The organism is Mameliella sp. AT18 (assembly GCF_028807275.1).
Classification (GTDB): domain Bacteria; phylum Pseudomonadota; class Alphaproteobacteria; order Rhodobacterales; family Rhodobacteraceae; genus Antarctobacter; species Antarctobacter albus.
Window position 1 is genome coordinate 1 of sequence record NZ_JARAMO010000002.1, and the last position, 14,632, is coordinate 14,632.

Below are 14,632 nucleotides of genomic sequence, written 5' to 3' on the forward strand. Positions count from 1 at the left end.
AAGCGACCACACAGTGCTCTGGGCTACCGCCCGCCGGCTCCGGAAACCATCGTCCCGATGGACCAAAGGCCGACCATGCACTAACACTCAACGCAGACCACTCAGGTGGGGCGGATCATCACCAGAACGGCTGTACCAAGTTCGAATTTGGTCCTTGCAGACAAAGGCACCTTGGCAACCCCAACTCCTTGGGGAGCGCGGCTGCCAAATCGCCCGTCATGCCCAGACCGGCCGCCCTTTTGGCGCCGTTGACACAACAATGCCCCTCAGCGCCCCCGACTGTCGTCGCTACGCCAAACAATAGACACATTCGACTAGCATTATTCATTTAAATAAGGATGAAGCACATGAAAGTCCGGTTCGAACCCGCTTTGCCAGATTTGAGCTACACCATCCAGGCACCTCTTCTGGTTGACCTCGAGGGCGCGGGATGTTTCTGGGCTGAGTCCTGGTCGCTTGAGCATGTGACGCGTCCGATATCGGTCCCCCGACTTAGCGGCGAAGCCACGATCACCATCCCCTTCCAGGGCTTCGGCATTACATTGCAAGCCAGGTTGGCCTATGACCCCGATATCGACGGCTTCCGGTTTTCGGCCATTGGCCAGCGTGAGTCTGAAGTCTTGGCCAACTTCTACCGACAATTGGCAACGGGCCGGGCGATGACGATGGACCGCATGATCCTTGCGATGGACGCGCCTGTCGAAAAAATCTCGATGGAACAAACTCCGAAGGAAGTCGCGGCGGAGACGCGCCGTGCCTTGCCACGCCCGACGCGGGTCCTGACGGCGGTCGCCATCTACGCGCTTTTTGCCTTCTTCGCATACAAGCCTGTTGTTCTCCCCATCTACCAGGCCCTGAGTGTCGGTCCGGCCTCTGCCGAGACGCAGAAGAACTGATGCCCGAAACCAGCTGGCTTCCCGCGGATCCCTATGGCGACATCGCCGAACGTATGAGGGTCCATCAGGCCCCGATTCCCGGGAACAAATGGCGTCTTCGGGACATGCTGGCCCTGGCGGGCATGGTTCTGCTTGGTCTGCTTTGCGTCGTCTTGATCCCGGGGTTCCTCTACGATGTGGAGCACCAAGAGATCACCTGGGTCCTGGGGCTTCTGGGCATATGGCGGTATGGCTGGTGGTTCAACCACGCACAACGCGCCCGCCGTTACGAAAAGGACAAGTTCCCGGGCATTCGCAGTCACTGTGACCGGATCTGGAACGGCGGGTGGCGACCACGGCACCTGCATGTCCAGATGACGACCTACTACGAAGAAGAGGCCATCACGCGCCACGTGATCAAGGCACTTCTGGATCAGATCCGCGAAATAGGCGTACCTGCGACCATCTGGGTCGGCAGTGGTGCGCGTCACGACGAACGCATCATCGAAGAAGTTATCTGGGAACATGGCGCCGATCTTGACGCAGAAGTAGCGTTCATCCGCCAGAACCAGCCTGGCAAGCGGATGGCAATTGGCCTTGTGATGCGCGCCATCATTCGTACCGCTCCAGACGACGATGACCTGATCCTGTTCATGGATGGCGACGCCATTCTGGGCCCTGGTGTCCTGGCGCGGTGCTGCGCCATGTTCGGCGCGGATGCCAAGCTCGAGGCCCTGACGACGGACGAAGAGGCCATCACTTATGGACCGTCCTGGATGCGCCGCTGGCTGAACATGCGTTTCGCACAACGCCGGCTCGCCATGCAGAGCCACGCCATGAGCGACAAGGTCCTGACCCTAACCGGACGGATGAGCATGTTCCGGGCGCGGCAGATCTGCAATTTGTCCTTTGTCCGGACCATCGAAGCGGATTTCCTCGATCATTGGCTCTGGGGGCGTTTCCGCTTCCTCTCCGGGGACGACAAGAGCACCTGGTACTTCCTGCTCGGACGTGGGGCAAAGATGCTCTACGTGCCGGACGTCTGCGTCTATACCGTCGAAGTCATCAAGGGCAGCGGTCGGGATCGGATGGTCCAGAACCTGCGCCGCTGGTCGGGCAACATGCTGCGCAATGGAGCACGCGCGTTGCAACTGGGGCCGGGAAAAGTCGGCTGGTTCATCTGGTGGTGCGTGCTGGATCAGCGTCTTGCGATCTGGACCATGCTGGTCAGCCCGACATTGATCCTGCTCTCGCTGATCCTTGACCCGGGCTATATCTGGATCGCCCTGTCATGGATCCTGGTGTCCCGCCTGGTGCTCAGCCTGTTCCTCTTCCGGTATGCCAAGCGGCCGGATCTGACATGGCCTTTCCTGCTGTATGCCAACCAGCTTTTGAATGCTTCGGTGAAGTCTTTCATGATCTTCTTTCCACACAAGCAGCGCTGGGCCAACCGGGGCGGTCAGAGAGCTCAGCACGAAGTCAGCCTTGCCTACCGGGCCAAGTCTGCCGTCGCGCTTTTCCAGTTCGTCACGGTTGCCCTTGTCTTCATACAAGTAGTGGCACTGGTCTTGGGCTCCGGCGCATTGTTCCAGACGTTCTGAACCCCGTTCAGATCCAGGGCCCGACGTGACGCAGGAAGACCTGGCCTGCCTTTCCCTTTTGGTGAAGATGTCCGGTTTCAAACACCAGAGACATCCTAATTTTCGATTTATCGTCAATAAGTTGAGGCGAGTCCTGCAAATCCTAACATATTCTTAATAGCGTCCAATTTCGACCACAATGAAGGTTAATTGTCCAACTTAAAGAAACAGAAATCGAGGTAATGAGCAAATGTTGGACGCTGTCTCTGCGAACTGGCATTCAGATGTGTCGAGGGGGTTCCAGCCCTATCTGGTTCCGGACCACAAACCGCGCATCAGCGTCGTCGGTCTCGGCTACGTCGGATCGGTGACCGCTGGATGTCTTGCATCGCTCGGCCACCAGGTCGTTGGCGTGGACGTCGATCCGCTCAAGATCGCGAACGTCATGGAAGGCAAATCCCCGATTCACGAAGCGGGCCTCGATGACCTGTTGGCCGACGGCGTCAAGTGCGGGGCAATCTCTGCCACCGACGACCTCTGTGCGGCCGTTGCCGGTACGGATGCGACCTTTGTTTCCGTCGGCACGCCGACCGCCTCCGATGGCTCTTGTGACTTGCGTTACATCGAAAGCGTGGCCGATACGATCGGTGCCGCCATCGCAACCAAGAAGAGCTTTCACGTGGTCGTTTTGCGGTGTTCTGTTCCGCCGGGAACCACGATGAACGTCATGGCACGCCGGATCGAGCAAGCGTCACGCAAGGCGGCCGGCGTCGACTTCGGCATCGCCTTTGTTCCCGAATTCTTGCGCGAAGGTGTCGCGGTAGATGACTTCCGGACGCCGCCCAAGACGGTCATCGGCGCGTCGGATGAACGCTCTGTCGCAATCGTGGCCCGGATCTTCGAGCCCGTCGATGCCAAGCCGATCCTGACCGAAATCGAAACCGCCGAACTGGTCAAATACGTCGACAATGTCTGGCACGCGAACAAGGTCTGCTTCGCAAACGAGATCGGTCGCCTGTCCAAGGCCCTGGATATCGACGGAAGAGACGTCATGGACATCTTTTGCCAGGACACCAAGCTGAATTTGTCGCCCTATTACCTAAAGCCGGGCTTCGCCTACGGCGGGTCCTGCCTGCCCAAGGAAGTGCGGGCGATGAACCATTTGGCGCAGAGCCGAAACGTTGACCTGCCCCTGATCGGTAGCCTTGATCAGTCCAACCTGGCGCAGATCGACCGGGCCGTTGCCATGCTTCTTGCCGCGCGACCCCGCAAGGTGGCCGTACTTGGCCTTGCCTTCAAGCCCGGCACCAACGACCTGCGCGAAAGCCCGATCCTGGACGTGATCGCCCAGCTTCAGGAAAAAGGCATCGCCGTCAGCGCACATGACCACTTCGTGACATCTGACAATGTTGCCGAAAGTGCGCGCCACGCGGCCTCGACGAAACCGGGTTTGCAAGACCTCTGCCAGCAGTTGCCGCAGCTTCTGAGCGAAGACATCGCGGACACGCTTCAGGACGCGGATGCGGTGATCGTGACCCACGCCCTGCCTGAATACCGCCAGGCGGCGCAGGACGTGTTTGTTCCGGTCATCGACGTTGCTCGCCTGTTTGCCGGACAGACCGAACCCGCGCACTGCCACGGCATCGGCTGGTAACCAGTTTGCGGGCCGACAGGCGGAGCCGCGCAATACAATTCATTCGGAGTGAAAGACCATGCCAGTACCCAAAGCCGCCAAGTCTCTTGCGAAGTCGGCCGGCACACCCGGCAACGTCCCACGCGGGCCAATTCCCGACCTCGATCTTGCCCCACCAACCGAAGCCCACTTGCTGAAATGGGCGCGCTCGCTTGACGCGGCCCACCCCGGGCACAAGGGGCAAGGTAAGTGGTTGCCCTCTCTGGACGAGATTCCGGAATCCTTCCTGGATCGCATTTCCAAGATCGGCGCGTCGGTTTCGGTAAGCCCTTCGGGCCTGTTCCTGCGCACCGTTGATATGCATCTGGAACCTGTACAGGTTTCGATCGGTCCCGACGGAATAAGCTTTGCCGAAGACCGAGGCCTGTTCACTGTCGAAGACGATTTCGTCTTTCTGTCTCCGTCGGAAACGGAACGCGATGCCAAGGACGGGGACGACACGGTCATCCTGCTTGCCGGTGGCGCATCCGGGCCTGTCTTCGGCAACTCGGGCAATGATACGGTTCTTGGCAACGCGGCGGATGACAGCCTTTTCGGCGACTCTGGCGAGGACCTTCTGGTGGGTGGTTCCGGCGCGGACAAATTGTCCGGTGGCGATGACGCAGACACCTTGCAAGGTGGCGACGGCGCTGACTTGCTGAAAGGTGGCAAGGACAATGACCTGCTCGACGGCGGCGCGGGCGAGGATCGGCTATACGGAGACACAGGCGATGACAGCCTGTATGGCGGTGACGACGTGGACATGATCTACGGCGGCAACGGCAATGACGTGATCGACGGTGGCGATGGATCAGACAACCTCTTTGGCGGCAAGGATAACGATACCCTGATCGGATCTGCCGGCAATGACCTGCTCGAAGGCCAAAGCGGCAATGATTCCATGAGCGGTGGCGACGGAGACGATACGCTCATCGGGACCTCGGGAGACGATACCCTGATCGGCGGGTTTGGCGCAGACAGCCTGTCGGGCGGCTCTGGGACCGATTGGTTTGTCTTCGATGCCGAAACCAGCGACGGATCCAGCGACACCATCATTGATTTGAACGCGGACGATATCATAGTCTTTGCCGGTTTCGATGAACTGTTGGCGGCAGCAGATCCCCTGCTAATGCTTGCCGACGCCTTCATCGTGCAGCCATCGGGCGATGGTCTCTTGCAGTTTGGCGATCTGCATATATCGATCGAAAACAGCAAAATGCTCGACGAAGCCAGCTTCGAAGAGCTTGTGATCAGCGCTATTCAGATCGCCTGAAGCGTGACCGCCCGGTGAAGGTGCTCTGGCAGGGTGTCGGCGGTCCCGCTTACGCTGCCTGCGCAGCGTAACTCCAAGGCATCAGTTCGTCGAGACGGTTGGTCTTGTGGTCAGCGATGCGCCCGAGCACCCAGGTCAGCCAGGCTTGGGGATCTATGCCGTTCAACTTGGCGGTCTCGATGACGGTGAAGGCGGTGGCCATGGCTTCTCCGCCGCCCTTAGAACCGGCAAACATCCAGTTTTTCCTGCCTATAGCCACAGGCTTCATCCCTCGTCGGTCGATCCGGCCCCATATCATCCTCACATCTGGTCACTGCAGGTTAGGTCAAATCTTGCAAACCTTTCGATCAAGATTCAAGCCACTGCCTCCTCTTGCAGCACCACCACCGCCTTTCACCCGGCCCGTGGCGGTCCCAATCCGACAGCGTGCGCCAATCGTCCAGCGACACGACACGGCCCGTCCAGGTCAATGGGCGGCCACCAGGGGACTTGCCGTGCGGGAAAGGTTCTCCGTCCAGCCATGAAGGGGGGACGGGGCGCGCCGGGGTCGCGGGCGGGCGTGTTGCGACACTTGCGACGCGAGACGAATTGTCAGCCTCAGGGGCTTGCGACACTTGCGACAATCGCGACACGGGGCGTGGATCCGGGGCTTGTGTCGCAGGTGTCGCGATTGTCGCAGCGGGTCGAGCCTCGGCGGCGGGCTCTGTGTCGCCTTCGATTTCAGCAAGCGCGGCGGACACATCAAACCACATCGCCGCCACCCTTCACGATTGCCCACGCTTTATTCCGCGCAGCCCCGCGCACCACCGTGCCAGGGGCGAGCGGCGCAATCCATCCGTGCCGCTCAAGGATGCCCAGAGCGGCACCATGACGTCAGAATGTTCCCAGCTTTCCAGCAGCCATTTGCGCAGTGCTTCGGCACGGTCGATTTCTTGTGATACCGTCGCAGCGTCGGCCAATCGCACCGCCTCGGACAGGTAGAATTGCGCAAGCGCGATGCCGTCGCCCATGTCCGGCGCGGTGACGGCAGGTGCATCCAGGTCGCGCCATAGCGTCAGCACACCCGCGATGCGCGCGGCTTGTTCCGCCGCCTTTCTGGCATAGCCGGTGACGTTTGCGAGGTCGCCACTGGGGGGCCTGCGCGGCCTCGATTGCATCGGCTAAGCGGACCAGCAACGCGCGGGCCTCGGGGGCGAGCGGCAGTACGCGGGGCAAGAGTTCGCGGGTTTCGTCGTCCATCGGCAAGGGTGTTTCCAGTATCGTGCGCAGCCGTTGCCCGAAGCCCGCCACGGTCACGGAATCGCCCCGTGCGTTCGCGTGAAGGCGCGTGCCAATGGTCGAAGGGGGTTCGCTAATCAGGAAACGCGGCAGAAAGCCCGTATCCGCCGCCATACGGTCGGCCATGAAAGCGCGGGCGATGGCGGGCTGCACCATCAGGTGCACCGCCAGCCTGCGCCCGTAGAGCGTTGCGTGCCCGTCACCGGCCCGCGTGCGGCGTATCGGGTTGCCCTGCCAAAGGTCATTCAGCGCGGCCAGCGTCTTTTGCCGGTTGTCGCTGTTCATGGCGTGCCCGCCCAGGAATTGCCCTCCTTCGTCGCTGAAAATCCCGAGCGACGGTTGCCCCGTGGCGAAAAGCCGGGTCAGGCCTTCAAAGGTCGGTTCGGTCACGGTGCGGTCGGCGCTGGGCGGTGCCGCCGGTTCCGCCCCGAGCGCGTCAAGGTCGGCCTGCGCAGCGGTGCGCTTTTCTCCCTTGCTCTTCTTGGCCTCGGCAAGGATGCGGTCGCGCTCGCCTTTCCATAGCGCGTGCGCATTCTGCCAAGCCGTAAAGGCTTCGCGCTGGGCATTGGCGCGTTCCCTTTCATGGTCGCGCAGGGCGGCCATCAGCGGCCCGTCACAGCTTGATTTTCGTTCGCCGCTGCGGGCGATGGTCAGTGCGTAAAGCGATACGGGACGCGGCCCGCCCAGCGTTTCCACATTCGCAAAGCTCTGCACCGCCAGCGATGCCACCGCCAGGGCGGAAGCCGCCGGGATTGCGACGGGGGCCTGCGCCATGCCCTGCACCGCTTCCACCGCCTCGCGCAATGGTCCGAGATGGGTGACGGGATACTGCGCACCGGGGGCAATCTCGCGCACCAGCGGTTGCGGTCCTTCGGGTGTGAACGGGATGGGTTTGGCGGGATTGAAGGCGGTCATGCGCGCGTCCCTTTCATCATCAGAATATCATTCCAGTCGTGGCCATCGGGGGCGGGTAAGAGCGACACGGCCCAGCCGGTCGCGTGTGCCCGTTCGGCCAGAGCGTGCGCAGCCGCGCGGCCCGCCGGGTCGCCATCGGGGGCCATGGTCAGTCGCCCCGCGTCGGGCGGAAGTCGCAGCCCGCGCATTCAAGAGGTAGAGAGCGCCGCCCAGATGGTCGCAGGTGCGCGCAGAAGGCCACAGGCAAGGCTCAGGGCGGTTTCTATGCCCTCAGCCACCACCAACGAACCTTGGGCTTCAGCGAGCCGCACAGCGCCGCCTGCGGTTGCCCCCAGCATGGCCTTGTTTGGCTCGATTGCCGCTTTTTCCGAGGTGTTCATGGAAAGGTAGGTTCTGTGGACCGCAAAACCGTTGCCGCCCTCCACCAGCGCGACCAGGGCGGGATAGCGTTTCGCTGTGGCACCGTGCCAGCAGGCCGGATGATAACGGAGTTTATCGGGCAGATCGCAGGTGATGCCGCGTCCGCGCAGGTAACTTTCTGCCACGGTTCCGGCCAATGGCTGCGCCTCTTGCCAGTTTTGCTGCGCACTACGCGCGCGGTGCGCGGTTTCGTTTCGCTGTTCCGCTTCGCGGCGGGCCAGTTCAAACGGATCCGGCGCGCGATAGTCTCCGGGGGCAACAACAGCCGCCGCCAGAATGTCCCGAAAATCACAGTTCAACCGCTTGCAATGCGCCAGCAGCCGCCCGGCCTCGCCATCATGCATAGTCAGAGCGTTTTGATCCTTCCGGCCTTCGGGCTGGCACACCGGGCAAGGCGCGGTGCCATAGGTGCGAAGCCACTTGCCGCCAAGGCGGTTTGTCATGTCGCGTGCGTCAGTCATTGCCTGCCCCCCAGATCAGGGCGGCGACGGCCTGCGCCTGTGCTTCGGTCAGGCCGTGCAAGCGGCGGAGATAGAAGATTTGCAGCCGGTTCATGACTGGCCCTCGCTTTCCTGTATGCAGGAAAGGATTTCGCTATCCAGCCACCAGCGCTTATGCCTGCCGGGGTGCTCGCCTTCATGGCTTTCCCAGGCATCGGCAATCGGGATGCCGTGAACGTGTTTGGCCTGCCAGATATAGGCCGCGCATCGCGGCCCCAATGCTTCGCGTCCAGTGCGGCCCGCCGGGCCAGCTTTCCACAGTTCCTCGATTGCCCATCTCACACGTCCGCCAATGATGACGGTTTGCGTTTCACCATTGGGCAGGGTGACAATATAGGGCGCTTTCGCCCATTTCTTCTGTGCCATTGCTCGGCCTCATGTTTGTTGAAACACAAGGGGCGCTGGGCTATCTTTCGGGTGTGTCGAATACCGCGTAGAAATAGCGCCGCCGCCCCTCGGGGTGGCGGTTATCTTATGCGGCATCGCCGCTCTTGGCGGCTTCCCAAGCTTCCAGATCAGACAGCTTCCAGCGGGTGCAGCCGGGCGTCAGGGTGACAGGCTTGGGAAAACTCGGGTCCGTCTTGACCCAGCGCCAGGACGTCGAGCGGTGGACATTATATCGAGCGGCGACTTGGATATCTGCGACGTATGTATGGGCCATGCCATTCACTCCAATCAGTTGCAATTGGAGGCAATGTGCGTGACTGAGATCGAGACACGAACTGGTTTCGGTTTCGAACGAACTCCGCCTATCGCGGCCCCGGCTTTGAGAGCTCCGGGCAAATTGTCGTGGCTTCCTTCCACAGCATGCGCCACGCATCAGTTTTAAGCTCGGGGCATACGCGATTGCGAATCTAATCACGAGTGAGGCGTTCTCCGCTTCTTGCAAGACCAATTATCTCTTGGAGAATGTCACGGTCGGACATTTCGTCAGGCTTGACGGATTCGAAGCGTGGGTTTTCTACATCAGAGTAGTTTCGAGGGCGGTCTTGAAGGCTCAATTGGAGTGAACATCCGTCAAGTGGTGAGAATATTTCTTGCAGTCGCGCCAAGTGAGCATAATGCAAAACAGCCTCCCTGAATTCCGGCACCACGCCAGAGGCAGGTCTTGAAATCTCTCCGCTATTTATTTTCGTTTGAATTTCGGAAACTTGTGCCAAAGCTGGCTCGGCCTTTCCGTCAAGGGCTGCCTTGGAGACCATGAATGATGAAGCACTTACAGCAGGGTGTATGTGGAGAAAACGCTCACGGATGGTCCTGTGGCGCAAGAACATCTGTGGGGCGGCCATTAGCGTGCCGCCTTGGGGGGTGCATAGAGTAAAGCTCTTTTGCGCAACTGCATACTCAATGAAATCAATGGCGCTCAACTTCCTGCCGCCTCTGACGTCCCAAGTCTTAGCGTCATTGTAGATTTCGGCCACTGAAATGCAGCCAACGTTACTAAACACCGCTCAACCTCACCACATCTGCCCCGGCCCGGTCCTTTCCGGTCAAGTATTCCGCCCAAGCCGCCATCATCGCGCGGCGTTTCTCCACCATGTCGCCGCGCCGGTAAGACGCCTCCACAGCATTGCTCACCTTGTGCGCCAAGGCCACCTCGGCCATGTCACCAGGGAAATGCGTGCGCTCGGCCACCCAATCGCGGAAGGTGCTGCGCAGCCCGTGCGGCACCGCCGGGCGTGTGCTTACCCGGTCCACGAAACCCGGCCCGCCTGCATCGACGTCAGCCTTGTGCAACCGTTTCATGGCCGCGCTCAGGGTCATGTCGGACCTTTCGCCCCCACGCGGCGCCGGAGAAACCAGCGGGTTATCCTCGAAGCGCGGTAGAGCCTCCAAAAGCGCCAGGGCCTCGGGCGTTAGCGGCACGCGGTGTTCCCGGTCCATCTTCATGCGCGCCGCTGGAATGACCCATAGCCCCGCGTCCAGGTCGATTTCCTCCCAGACAGCGCCGCGCACCTCTTTTGAACGTGAAGCGGTCAGGGCGGCAAATTCCAAAGCGCGTGCGCCCGTGCCGTCGCGGTTTCGCAGCGCTGTGAACCAGCGCGGCGCATCGTCGATCTGAACAGCCGGTTGATTGTTCTGATTCGCCACCTTCGCGGCGGCGGGTAGAAGCTCTTTCAAGTTTCCGACCCAACGGGCGGGATTGTCGCCGCTACGGTGCCCCGCCACCGTGGCCCATGACAGCACGCTTTCAATCCGTCCACGCAGGCGGGACGCGGTTTCCGTCTTGGTCTGCCAGATCGGTTCAAGAACGCGCAAAACATCCTGCACCGTGATTTCATCCACCAGCATTTTGCCAAGTTCAGGCATGGCGTAGGTCTGCAAGGTGTTCTGCCATTGCTGGCGATGCTTGGCGTTCTTGAAGGCGTCCAACTTTGTCGCCAGGTATTTGTCGGTCGCATCCGCAAAGGTCAGCCCGCGCCGCTGTGCCGCCGCCAGTGCGGCCTGCGCTGCCTTGCGTTCTTCCACAGGGTCGATGCCCTGCCGGATCTTGTCCTTGGTTTCCCGCGCGCGCTTACGGGCTTGCGCAAGGGTCACATCGGGAAATCCGCCCAAGCCAATTTAGCGGCGTCTACCGCCCACGGTTACGCGCAGAAGCCATGTGCGTCCACCGTTTGGGGTGATTTGCAGGTTGAGGCCCGATACCCCACCCACTGCAAAGAGCGCGTTGCTACCCCTTCCAGGGTGCTGCAACCTTTTTACATCTAGTGCAGACAGTTCCTTGGCAACACGCGGCAAAGGGCCGACTCCAACTTACCCACCTAAAAAGAGTGCGATTTCTTGCGACGGATTGCAAAGTTTGGCGGGTTGGAATCGCAAATTTTCTCCGTACAAGTCTGTATTGAAACGACGAATTGCGGCGGGGTCCGAAAAGTCGCAACCTAACTCTGGCGGTTCCTCGGTCCGCCACTTCCCCCGCCTAGCCCGCTCAACGCGGCACTCGCAGCGGGGAGGTCCCTTGCCAGCCACTCTCTCCACTACCAGACATAGCAGACGTCGAACCCTACCAAGCGCACCATCTGTCGCACTTTGGCGTCAGTTCCGCCGTTGTCCGGAACGCACATTTGACCTAGCGTGCCCGCGAATTTGCGTCGTACTGGTAGCCTTCTGAAGAGTAACACTTTTTCGGCCTCTTCGCAGGTGAAAGCCGGCACGGCCGCCATGCAATCAGCCGCTCAGCCCTTGCCCGATCTGGTCCTTGCGGATGGCTATGTCGCCGTCGAGGGAGAGGTCGGCCCAACCGGTGGGATGATCTTGCACGGTGATTTCCTGCACTCGGGCGGAACCATCGCGAACCAGGGGGATGCCGACGCGCCGCCCTTTACCTTTGGCATCTACCTGTCGACCGACCCAGAGGTGACAGCTGATGATCTGCTGATCGGATCCTGGACCTAATCCGCCTATCAGAACGTCATCGACACCTACCACTTCGAGCATTTCACCGGCCCGCCGATCGAGATCGACTATGATGCCTTGGGCCTGCAGCCGGGAACCTACTATATCGCCCTCCTGGCCGACCCGGAGAACGAGATCGCCGAGTTGGACGAAACCAACAACGCCTCGACCCCGCGTGAGGTGACGGTTCACGAAGACCAGCGGATCACGGATTTCTATGTCGACCTGTCCTTCCTGGCGGGGGACCAGGCTGGGCCGCTTGATTTCGTCGTCTTCGGTGGCAACCTGGGCAACCGCCCGATGCAGGCCTTCGAACTGCGGGTCTATGCCTCGGGTGAAGACAGGATGTCACCCGATGCTGCCGAGGTGGCCGTTCTGCCCGGAGAGGTCGGCGGCGCGCAGATCTATCCCTTCACGTTTTCGCCCGACCAGTTCCGGTCATTCACCGCCGACCTCTATCTGTTCGGGTGGATCGTGCCAGGACCGTTCGAGGAGATCATCGACAACAACCTGACAGAGGGGCATTACGTTCAGCACAACTATCACACCGAAGGCACGCGCATGTTCGGCGATGCCGATGACGAGTACCTGATCGGTTCGGCGTCCGGCAATTACATGAACGGGGCTGCGGGCGACGATCTTGTGACCGGCATGGCGGGGACTGACGTGCTGGTCGGCGGGGCAGGGGCCGATGTCCTGCGCGGTGGACTCGATCGCGACTACCTGATCGGGGATGAGCGTGGCCTTTACGGGATCGAGATCTCGGCCCAGATCTATCGCCTGTACCTTGCGGTTTTCGGACGAGAGCCGGATGCGAACGGGCACCAGGAATGGCTGACCCGCCTGGCGTCGGGCGCCATGACCCACGAGGCGATCGCCGAAGCTTTCATGGGGTCGCGCGAGTTTCGTGACACCTACGGCGACACGGATGATCTCGATTTCGTCGGGTTGCTCTATCTCAACGTCTTCAACCGGGGGCCAACCGAAGAGGATGCCCAGTCCTGGGTGGAGCGGATGGAGGCCGGAATGTCGCGGACGGCGGTGGTCCGGCATTTCGCCGAAAGCCCAGAACATGTGACCCGCACGGAGGCGGCGCAGGCGGTCTTCGACGAATTCCACGATCCGACAACCTGGGCGGATGATGTCTATCGCCTGTATCGCGCGGTCTTTGACCGTGACCCGGACTATGGCGGCTTCTCGGGCTGGGTCGAGAAACTGTCCAACGGTTGGGATTTCGGCGGAACGGTCGCCTTTTTCGTCGGATCGGCAGAGTTCCAGGCCACCTATGGCGACACCACGGACGCGGAGTTCGTGACGCTGCTTTACAACAACGTGCTGGACCGAGACCCCGATCCCGGCGGTTTTGCGACCTGGGTCGGGCTGCTGGAAGACGGGGCCAGCCGCGTCGCTGTGGTCCGGCATTTCATGGACAGCCCGGAATTCGTGGAAAACACCGGCCCGGCGCTGCGGGACTTCATGCTTGGCTATGGCGCCGACGACCGGCTGATCCCCGAGGGCGGCGGCGGGGTTCTGTCCGGCGGCCTGTTTTCGGACACCTTCGTGTTCCACTACGAGCAGGGCGGGCAGCACTGGATCACCGACTGGGAAAGCTGGGATAGGATTGAACTGGTTGGGTTCGACTATGCCGACACCGCCGAGGCGCTGAGCCATGTCACGCAAGAGGGGGAGGACGCGGTCTTTTACGACAATGGCGTGAGGATCATCCTCATGGATCGTGACGTGGACAGCCTGACCGAGGATATGTTCACCCTGCTTTAGGGGTGGTTCCGGGCGCGCCGAGATGCGATGCCTGCGGGTGAAGGCTTTTTCAGACGGGCGGTCGGCGAGGGGAGACGCAGGGCCGCCCAGTATTTCAGGAGGAGGCACCCGTGCCGGGACAAGGCGAGCAGATAGCCGCCCTGCCGATGCGCAGGGACGCCAAGGATCAGGTCAAGGTCCTTATGGTGACATCACGGGATACCGGACGCTGGGTGATGCCCAAGGGCTGGCAGATGGATGGCAAGAAACCTTGGCGTGCGGCAGAGATCGAGGCACTGGAAGAGGCGGGCGCCAAGGGTCATGTCGGGACCGAGATGATCGGCACATACAGCTATGGCAAGGTCATGGACGATGGGAGTGTCGTGCCCTGCACGGTCGAGGTCTACCCGATGTTTGTGGAAAAGCTGCTGCGTGACTGGAAAGAGCGCAAGGAACGCAAGCGCAAGTGGTTCACCCCCAAGGCGGCGGCACAGCGCGTCGACGAAGGGGACCTGGCAGAATTGTTGCTGCGGCTTCAGAAGAAGCCGCACAAGGAGCCCGCCATCCGCAAGCTGATCGACCGCATGGATTGAATGCGGTCGATGGACCGCGGTCCATTCGGGGCCAAGGGGCGTCAGTCCACCGGCAGTCCGCTGGGCACCGTGTCTGGCCGGCCCATCGGGCGTTTCTCTGCGGTTTCGCCGGTCAATGCGTTCAGAAAGGCCTCGAGCGCGTCGATATCCGCCTCGACCATGTCGACCGGGGAAATATCGAGGTAGGCGACCTGCTGCGCGGTTTCCAGCATGTCGCCGACAAGGGTGAAGTCGCGATCGTTCAGCCAGGCCACGTCCGGCAGGCGGGCCATGCCGGGGGTCCATTCGTTGCGGGCGGTCAGCGGGTCGCACATGTGGCGGATCATGGCGCGCAGCGTGGGATAGGCGCCGTTGTGCCCATAGGGCGCGGTC

The 14,632-nt window shown here is 61.2% G+C and carries 14 protein-coding genes and 3 pseudogenes; 7 read left to right on the forward strand and 10 right to left on the reverse strand.

What is annotated here, in order from left to right; genetic code table 11:
- The first annotated feature begins 347 nt into the window (after positions 1 to 347).
- The 4 genes from PVW46_RS00120 (at position 348) to PVW46_RS00135 (ending at position 5,400) form a co-directional block, all read left to right on the forward strand.
- On the forward strand, positions 348 to 896 hold the full coding sequence (locus PVW46_RS00120) for a hypothetical protein (protein ID WP_043140988.1): 549 nt from the start codon (positions 348 to 350) through the stop codon (positions 894 to 896).
- 353 nt (positions 897 to 1,249) lie between these two features.
- Positions 1,250 to 2,476 (forward strand): glycosyltransferase, encoded by a 1,227-nt coding sequence (locus PVW46_RS00125; protein ID WP_443137023.1) that lies wholly within the window; start codon positions 1,250 to 1,252, stop codon positions 2,474 to 2,476.
- Between the two features lie 229 nt (positions 2,477 to 2,705).
- A complete protein-coding gene (locus PVW46_RS00130; RefSeq protein ID WP_083242286.1) occupies positions 2,706 to 4,109 on the forward strand; it encodes a nucleotide sugar dehydrogenase in 1,404 nt (467 codons plus the stop codon).
- Positions 4,110 to 4,167: 58 nt separating this feature from the next.
- Positions 4,168 to 5,400: a calcium-binding protein gene (locus PVW46_RS00135; RefSeq protein ID WP_139132303.1), complete on the forward strand. Its 1,233-nt coding sequence runs from the start codon at positions 4,168 to 4,170 to the stop codon at positions 5,398 to 5,400.
- A gap of 49 nt (positions 5,401 to 5,449) precedes the next feature.
- On the opposite strand, the pseudogene PVW46_RS00140 reads toward PVW46_RS00135, so the two are convergent.
- From PVW46_RS00140 to PVW46_RS00175, 9 genes and pseudogenes are all read right to left on the reverse strand, one after another.
- A pseudogene (locus tag PVW46_RS00140) lies at positions 5,450 to 5,674 on the reverse strand (transposase domain-containing protein); the annotation flags it as partial.
- Positions 5,675 to 6,164: 490 nt separating this feature from the next.
- Positions 6,165 to 6,557, reverse strand: coding sequence for a DUF3987 domain-containing protein (locus PVW46_RS28700; RefSeq protein WP_443137024.1), 393 nt, complete (start codon positions 6,555 to 6,557; stop codon positions 6,165 to 6,167).
- Positions 6,541 to 7,593, reverse strand: a pseudogene (locus tag PVW46_RS00145) (DUF3987 domain-containing protein); the annotation flags it as partial. The pseudogene PVW46_RS00145 and the gene PVW46_RS28700, both read right to left, overlap by 17 nt.
- The gene (locus PVW46_RS00150) at positions 7,590 to 7,781 is read right to left on the reverse strand and encodes a toprim domain-containing protein (protein ID WP_223306190.1); all 192 of its coding nucleotides are present in this window, start codon (positions 7,779 to 7,781) and stop codon (positions 7,590 to 7,592) included. The pseudogene PVW46_RS00145 and the gene PVW46_RS00150, both read right to left, overlap by 4 nt.
- Positions 7,782 to 8,357 carry a DUF7146 domain-containing protein gene (locus PVW46_RS00155; protein ID WP_223306191.1) on the reverse strand — a complete coding sequence of 192 codons (576 nt, stop codon included), beginning with the start codon at positions 8,355 to 8,357 and terminating at the stop codon, positions 7,782 to 7,784.
- Between the two features lie 207 nt (positions 8,358 to 8,564).
- Positions 8,565 to 8,879: a winged helix domain-containing protein gene (locus PVW46_RS00160; RefSeq protein ID WP_052244449.1), complete on the reverse strand. Its 315-nt coding sequence runs from the start codon at positions 8,877 to 8,879 to the stop codon at positions 8,565 to 8,567.
- A gap of 106 nt (positions 8,880 to 8,985) precedes the next feature.
- The gene (locus PVW46_RS00165; protein WP_082024622.1) at positions 8,986 to 9,174 is read right to left on the reverse strand and encodes a helix-turn-helix transcriptional regulator; all 189 of its coding nucleotides are present in this window, start codon (positions 9,172 to 9,174) and stop codon (positions 8,986 to 8,988) included.
- A 193-nt stretch (positions 9,175 to 9,367) separates the two neighbouring features.
- Positions 9,368 to 9,880 (reverse strand): hypothetical protein, encoded by a 513-nt coding sequence (locus tag PVW46_RS00170; RefSeq protein ID WP_139022585.1) that lies wholly within the window; start codon positions 9,878 to 9,880, stop codon positions 9,368 to 9,370.
- A gap of 73 nt (positions 9,881 to 9,953) precedes the next feature.
- Entirely contained in the window at positions 9,954 to 11,069 is a 1,116-nt protein-coding gene (locus PVW46_RS00175; RefSeq protein WP_338020512.1) for a tyrosine-type recombinase/integrase, read from the reverse strand.
- A gap of 606 nt (positions 11,070 to 11,675) precedes the next feature.
- On the opposite strand from PVW46_RS00175, the gene PVW46_RS00180 reads away from it, so the two are divergent.
- The 3 genes from PVW46_RS00180 to PVW46_RS00190 all read left to right on the forward strand — a co-directional run bounded on the left by PVW46_RS00180 (position 11,676) and on the right by PVW46_RS00190 (position 14,260).
- Complete coding sequence (locus PVW46_RS00180) at positions 11,676 to 11,909, forward strand: hypothetical protein (RefSeq protein WP_139132302.1); 234 nt, start codon at positions 11,676 to 11,678, stop codon at positions 11,907 to 11,909.
- A 78-nt stretch (positions 11,910 to 11,987) separates the two neighbouring features.
- On the forward strand, positions 11,988 to 13,688 hold the full coding sequence (locus PVW46_RS00185) for a DUF4214 domain-containing protein (protein WP_069209495.1): 1,701 nt from the start codon (positions 11,988 to 11,990) through the stop codon (positions 13,686 to 13,688).
- Between the two features lie 110 nt (positions 13,689 to 13,798).
- Entirely contained in the window at positions 13,799 to 14,260 is a 462-nt protein-coding gene (locus tag PVW46_RS00190; RefSeq protein ID WP_043140995.1) for an NUDIX hydrolase, read from the forward strand.
- 41 nt (positions 14,261 to 14,301) lie between these two features.
- Here PVW46_RS00190 and PVW46_RS00195 read toward each other — a convergent pair.
- Positions 14,302 to 14,632: pseudogene (locus PVW46_RS00195) on the reverse strand (methylamine utilization protein MauG); the annotation flags it as partial.

Excerpts from the sequence above, each read along its gene's own strand:
- PVW46_RS00120 (WP_043140988.1), top strand. The coding sequence starts at position 348 with ATGAAAGTCCGGTTCGAACCCGCTTTGCCAGATTTGAGCTACACCATC.
- PVW46_RS00180 (WP_139132302.1), top strand. The coding sequence starts at position 11,676 with ATGCAATCAGCCGCTCAGCCCTTGCCCGATCTGGTCCTTGCGGATGGC.
- PVW46_RS00155 (WP_223306191.1), bottom strand. The coding sequence starts at position 8,357 with ATGCATGATGGCGAGGCCGGGCGGCTGCTGGCGCATTGCAAGCGGTTG.
- PVW46_RS00135 (WP_139132303.1), top strand. The coding sequence starts at position 4,168 with ATGCCAGTACCCAAAGCCGCCAAGTCTCTTGCGAAGTCGGCCGGCACA.
- PVW46_RS00150 (WP_223306190.1), bottom strand. The coding sequence starts at position 7,781 with ATGCGCGGGCTGCGACTTCCGCCCGACGCGGGGCGACTGACCATGGCC.
- PVW46_RS00165 (WP_082024622.1), bottom strand. The coding sequence starts at position 9,174 with ATGGCCCATACATACGTCGCAGATATCCAAGTCGCCGCTCGATATAAT.
- PVW46_RS00130 (WP_083242286.1), top strand. The coding sequence starts at position 2,706 with ATGTTGGACGCTGTCTCTGCGAACTGGCATTCAGATGTGTCGAGGGGG.
- PVW46_RS00160 (WP_052244449.1), bottom strand. The coding sequence starts at position 8,879 with ATGGCACAGAAGAAATGGGCGAAAGCGCCCTATATTGTCACCCTGCCC.
- PVW46_RS28700 (WP_443137024.1), bottom strand. The coding sequence starts at position 6,557 with ATGCAATCGAGGCCGCGCAGGCCCCCCAGTGGCGACCTCGCAAACGTC.
- PVW46_RS00125 (WP_443137023.1), top strand. The coding sequence starts at position 1,250 with ATGACGACCTACTACGAAGAAGAGGCCATCACGCGCCACGTGATCAAG.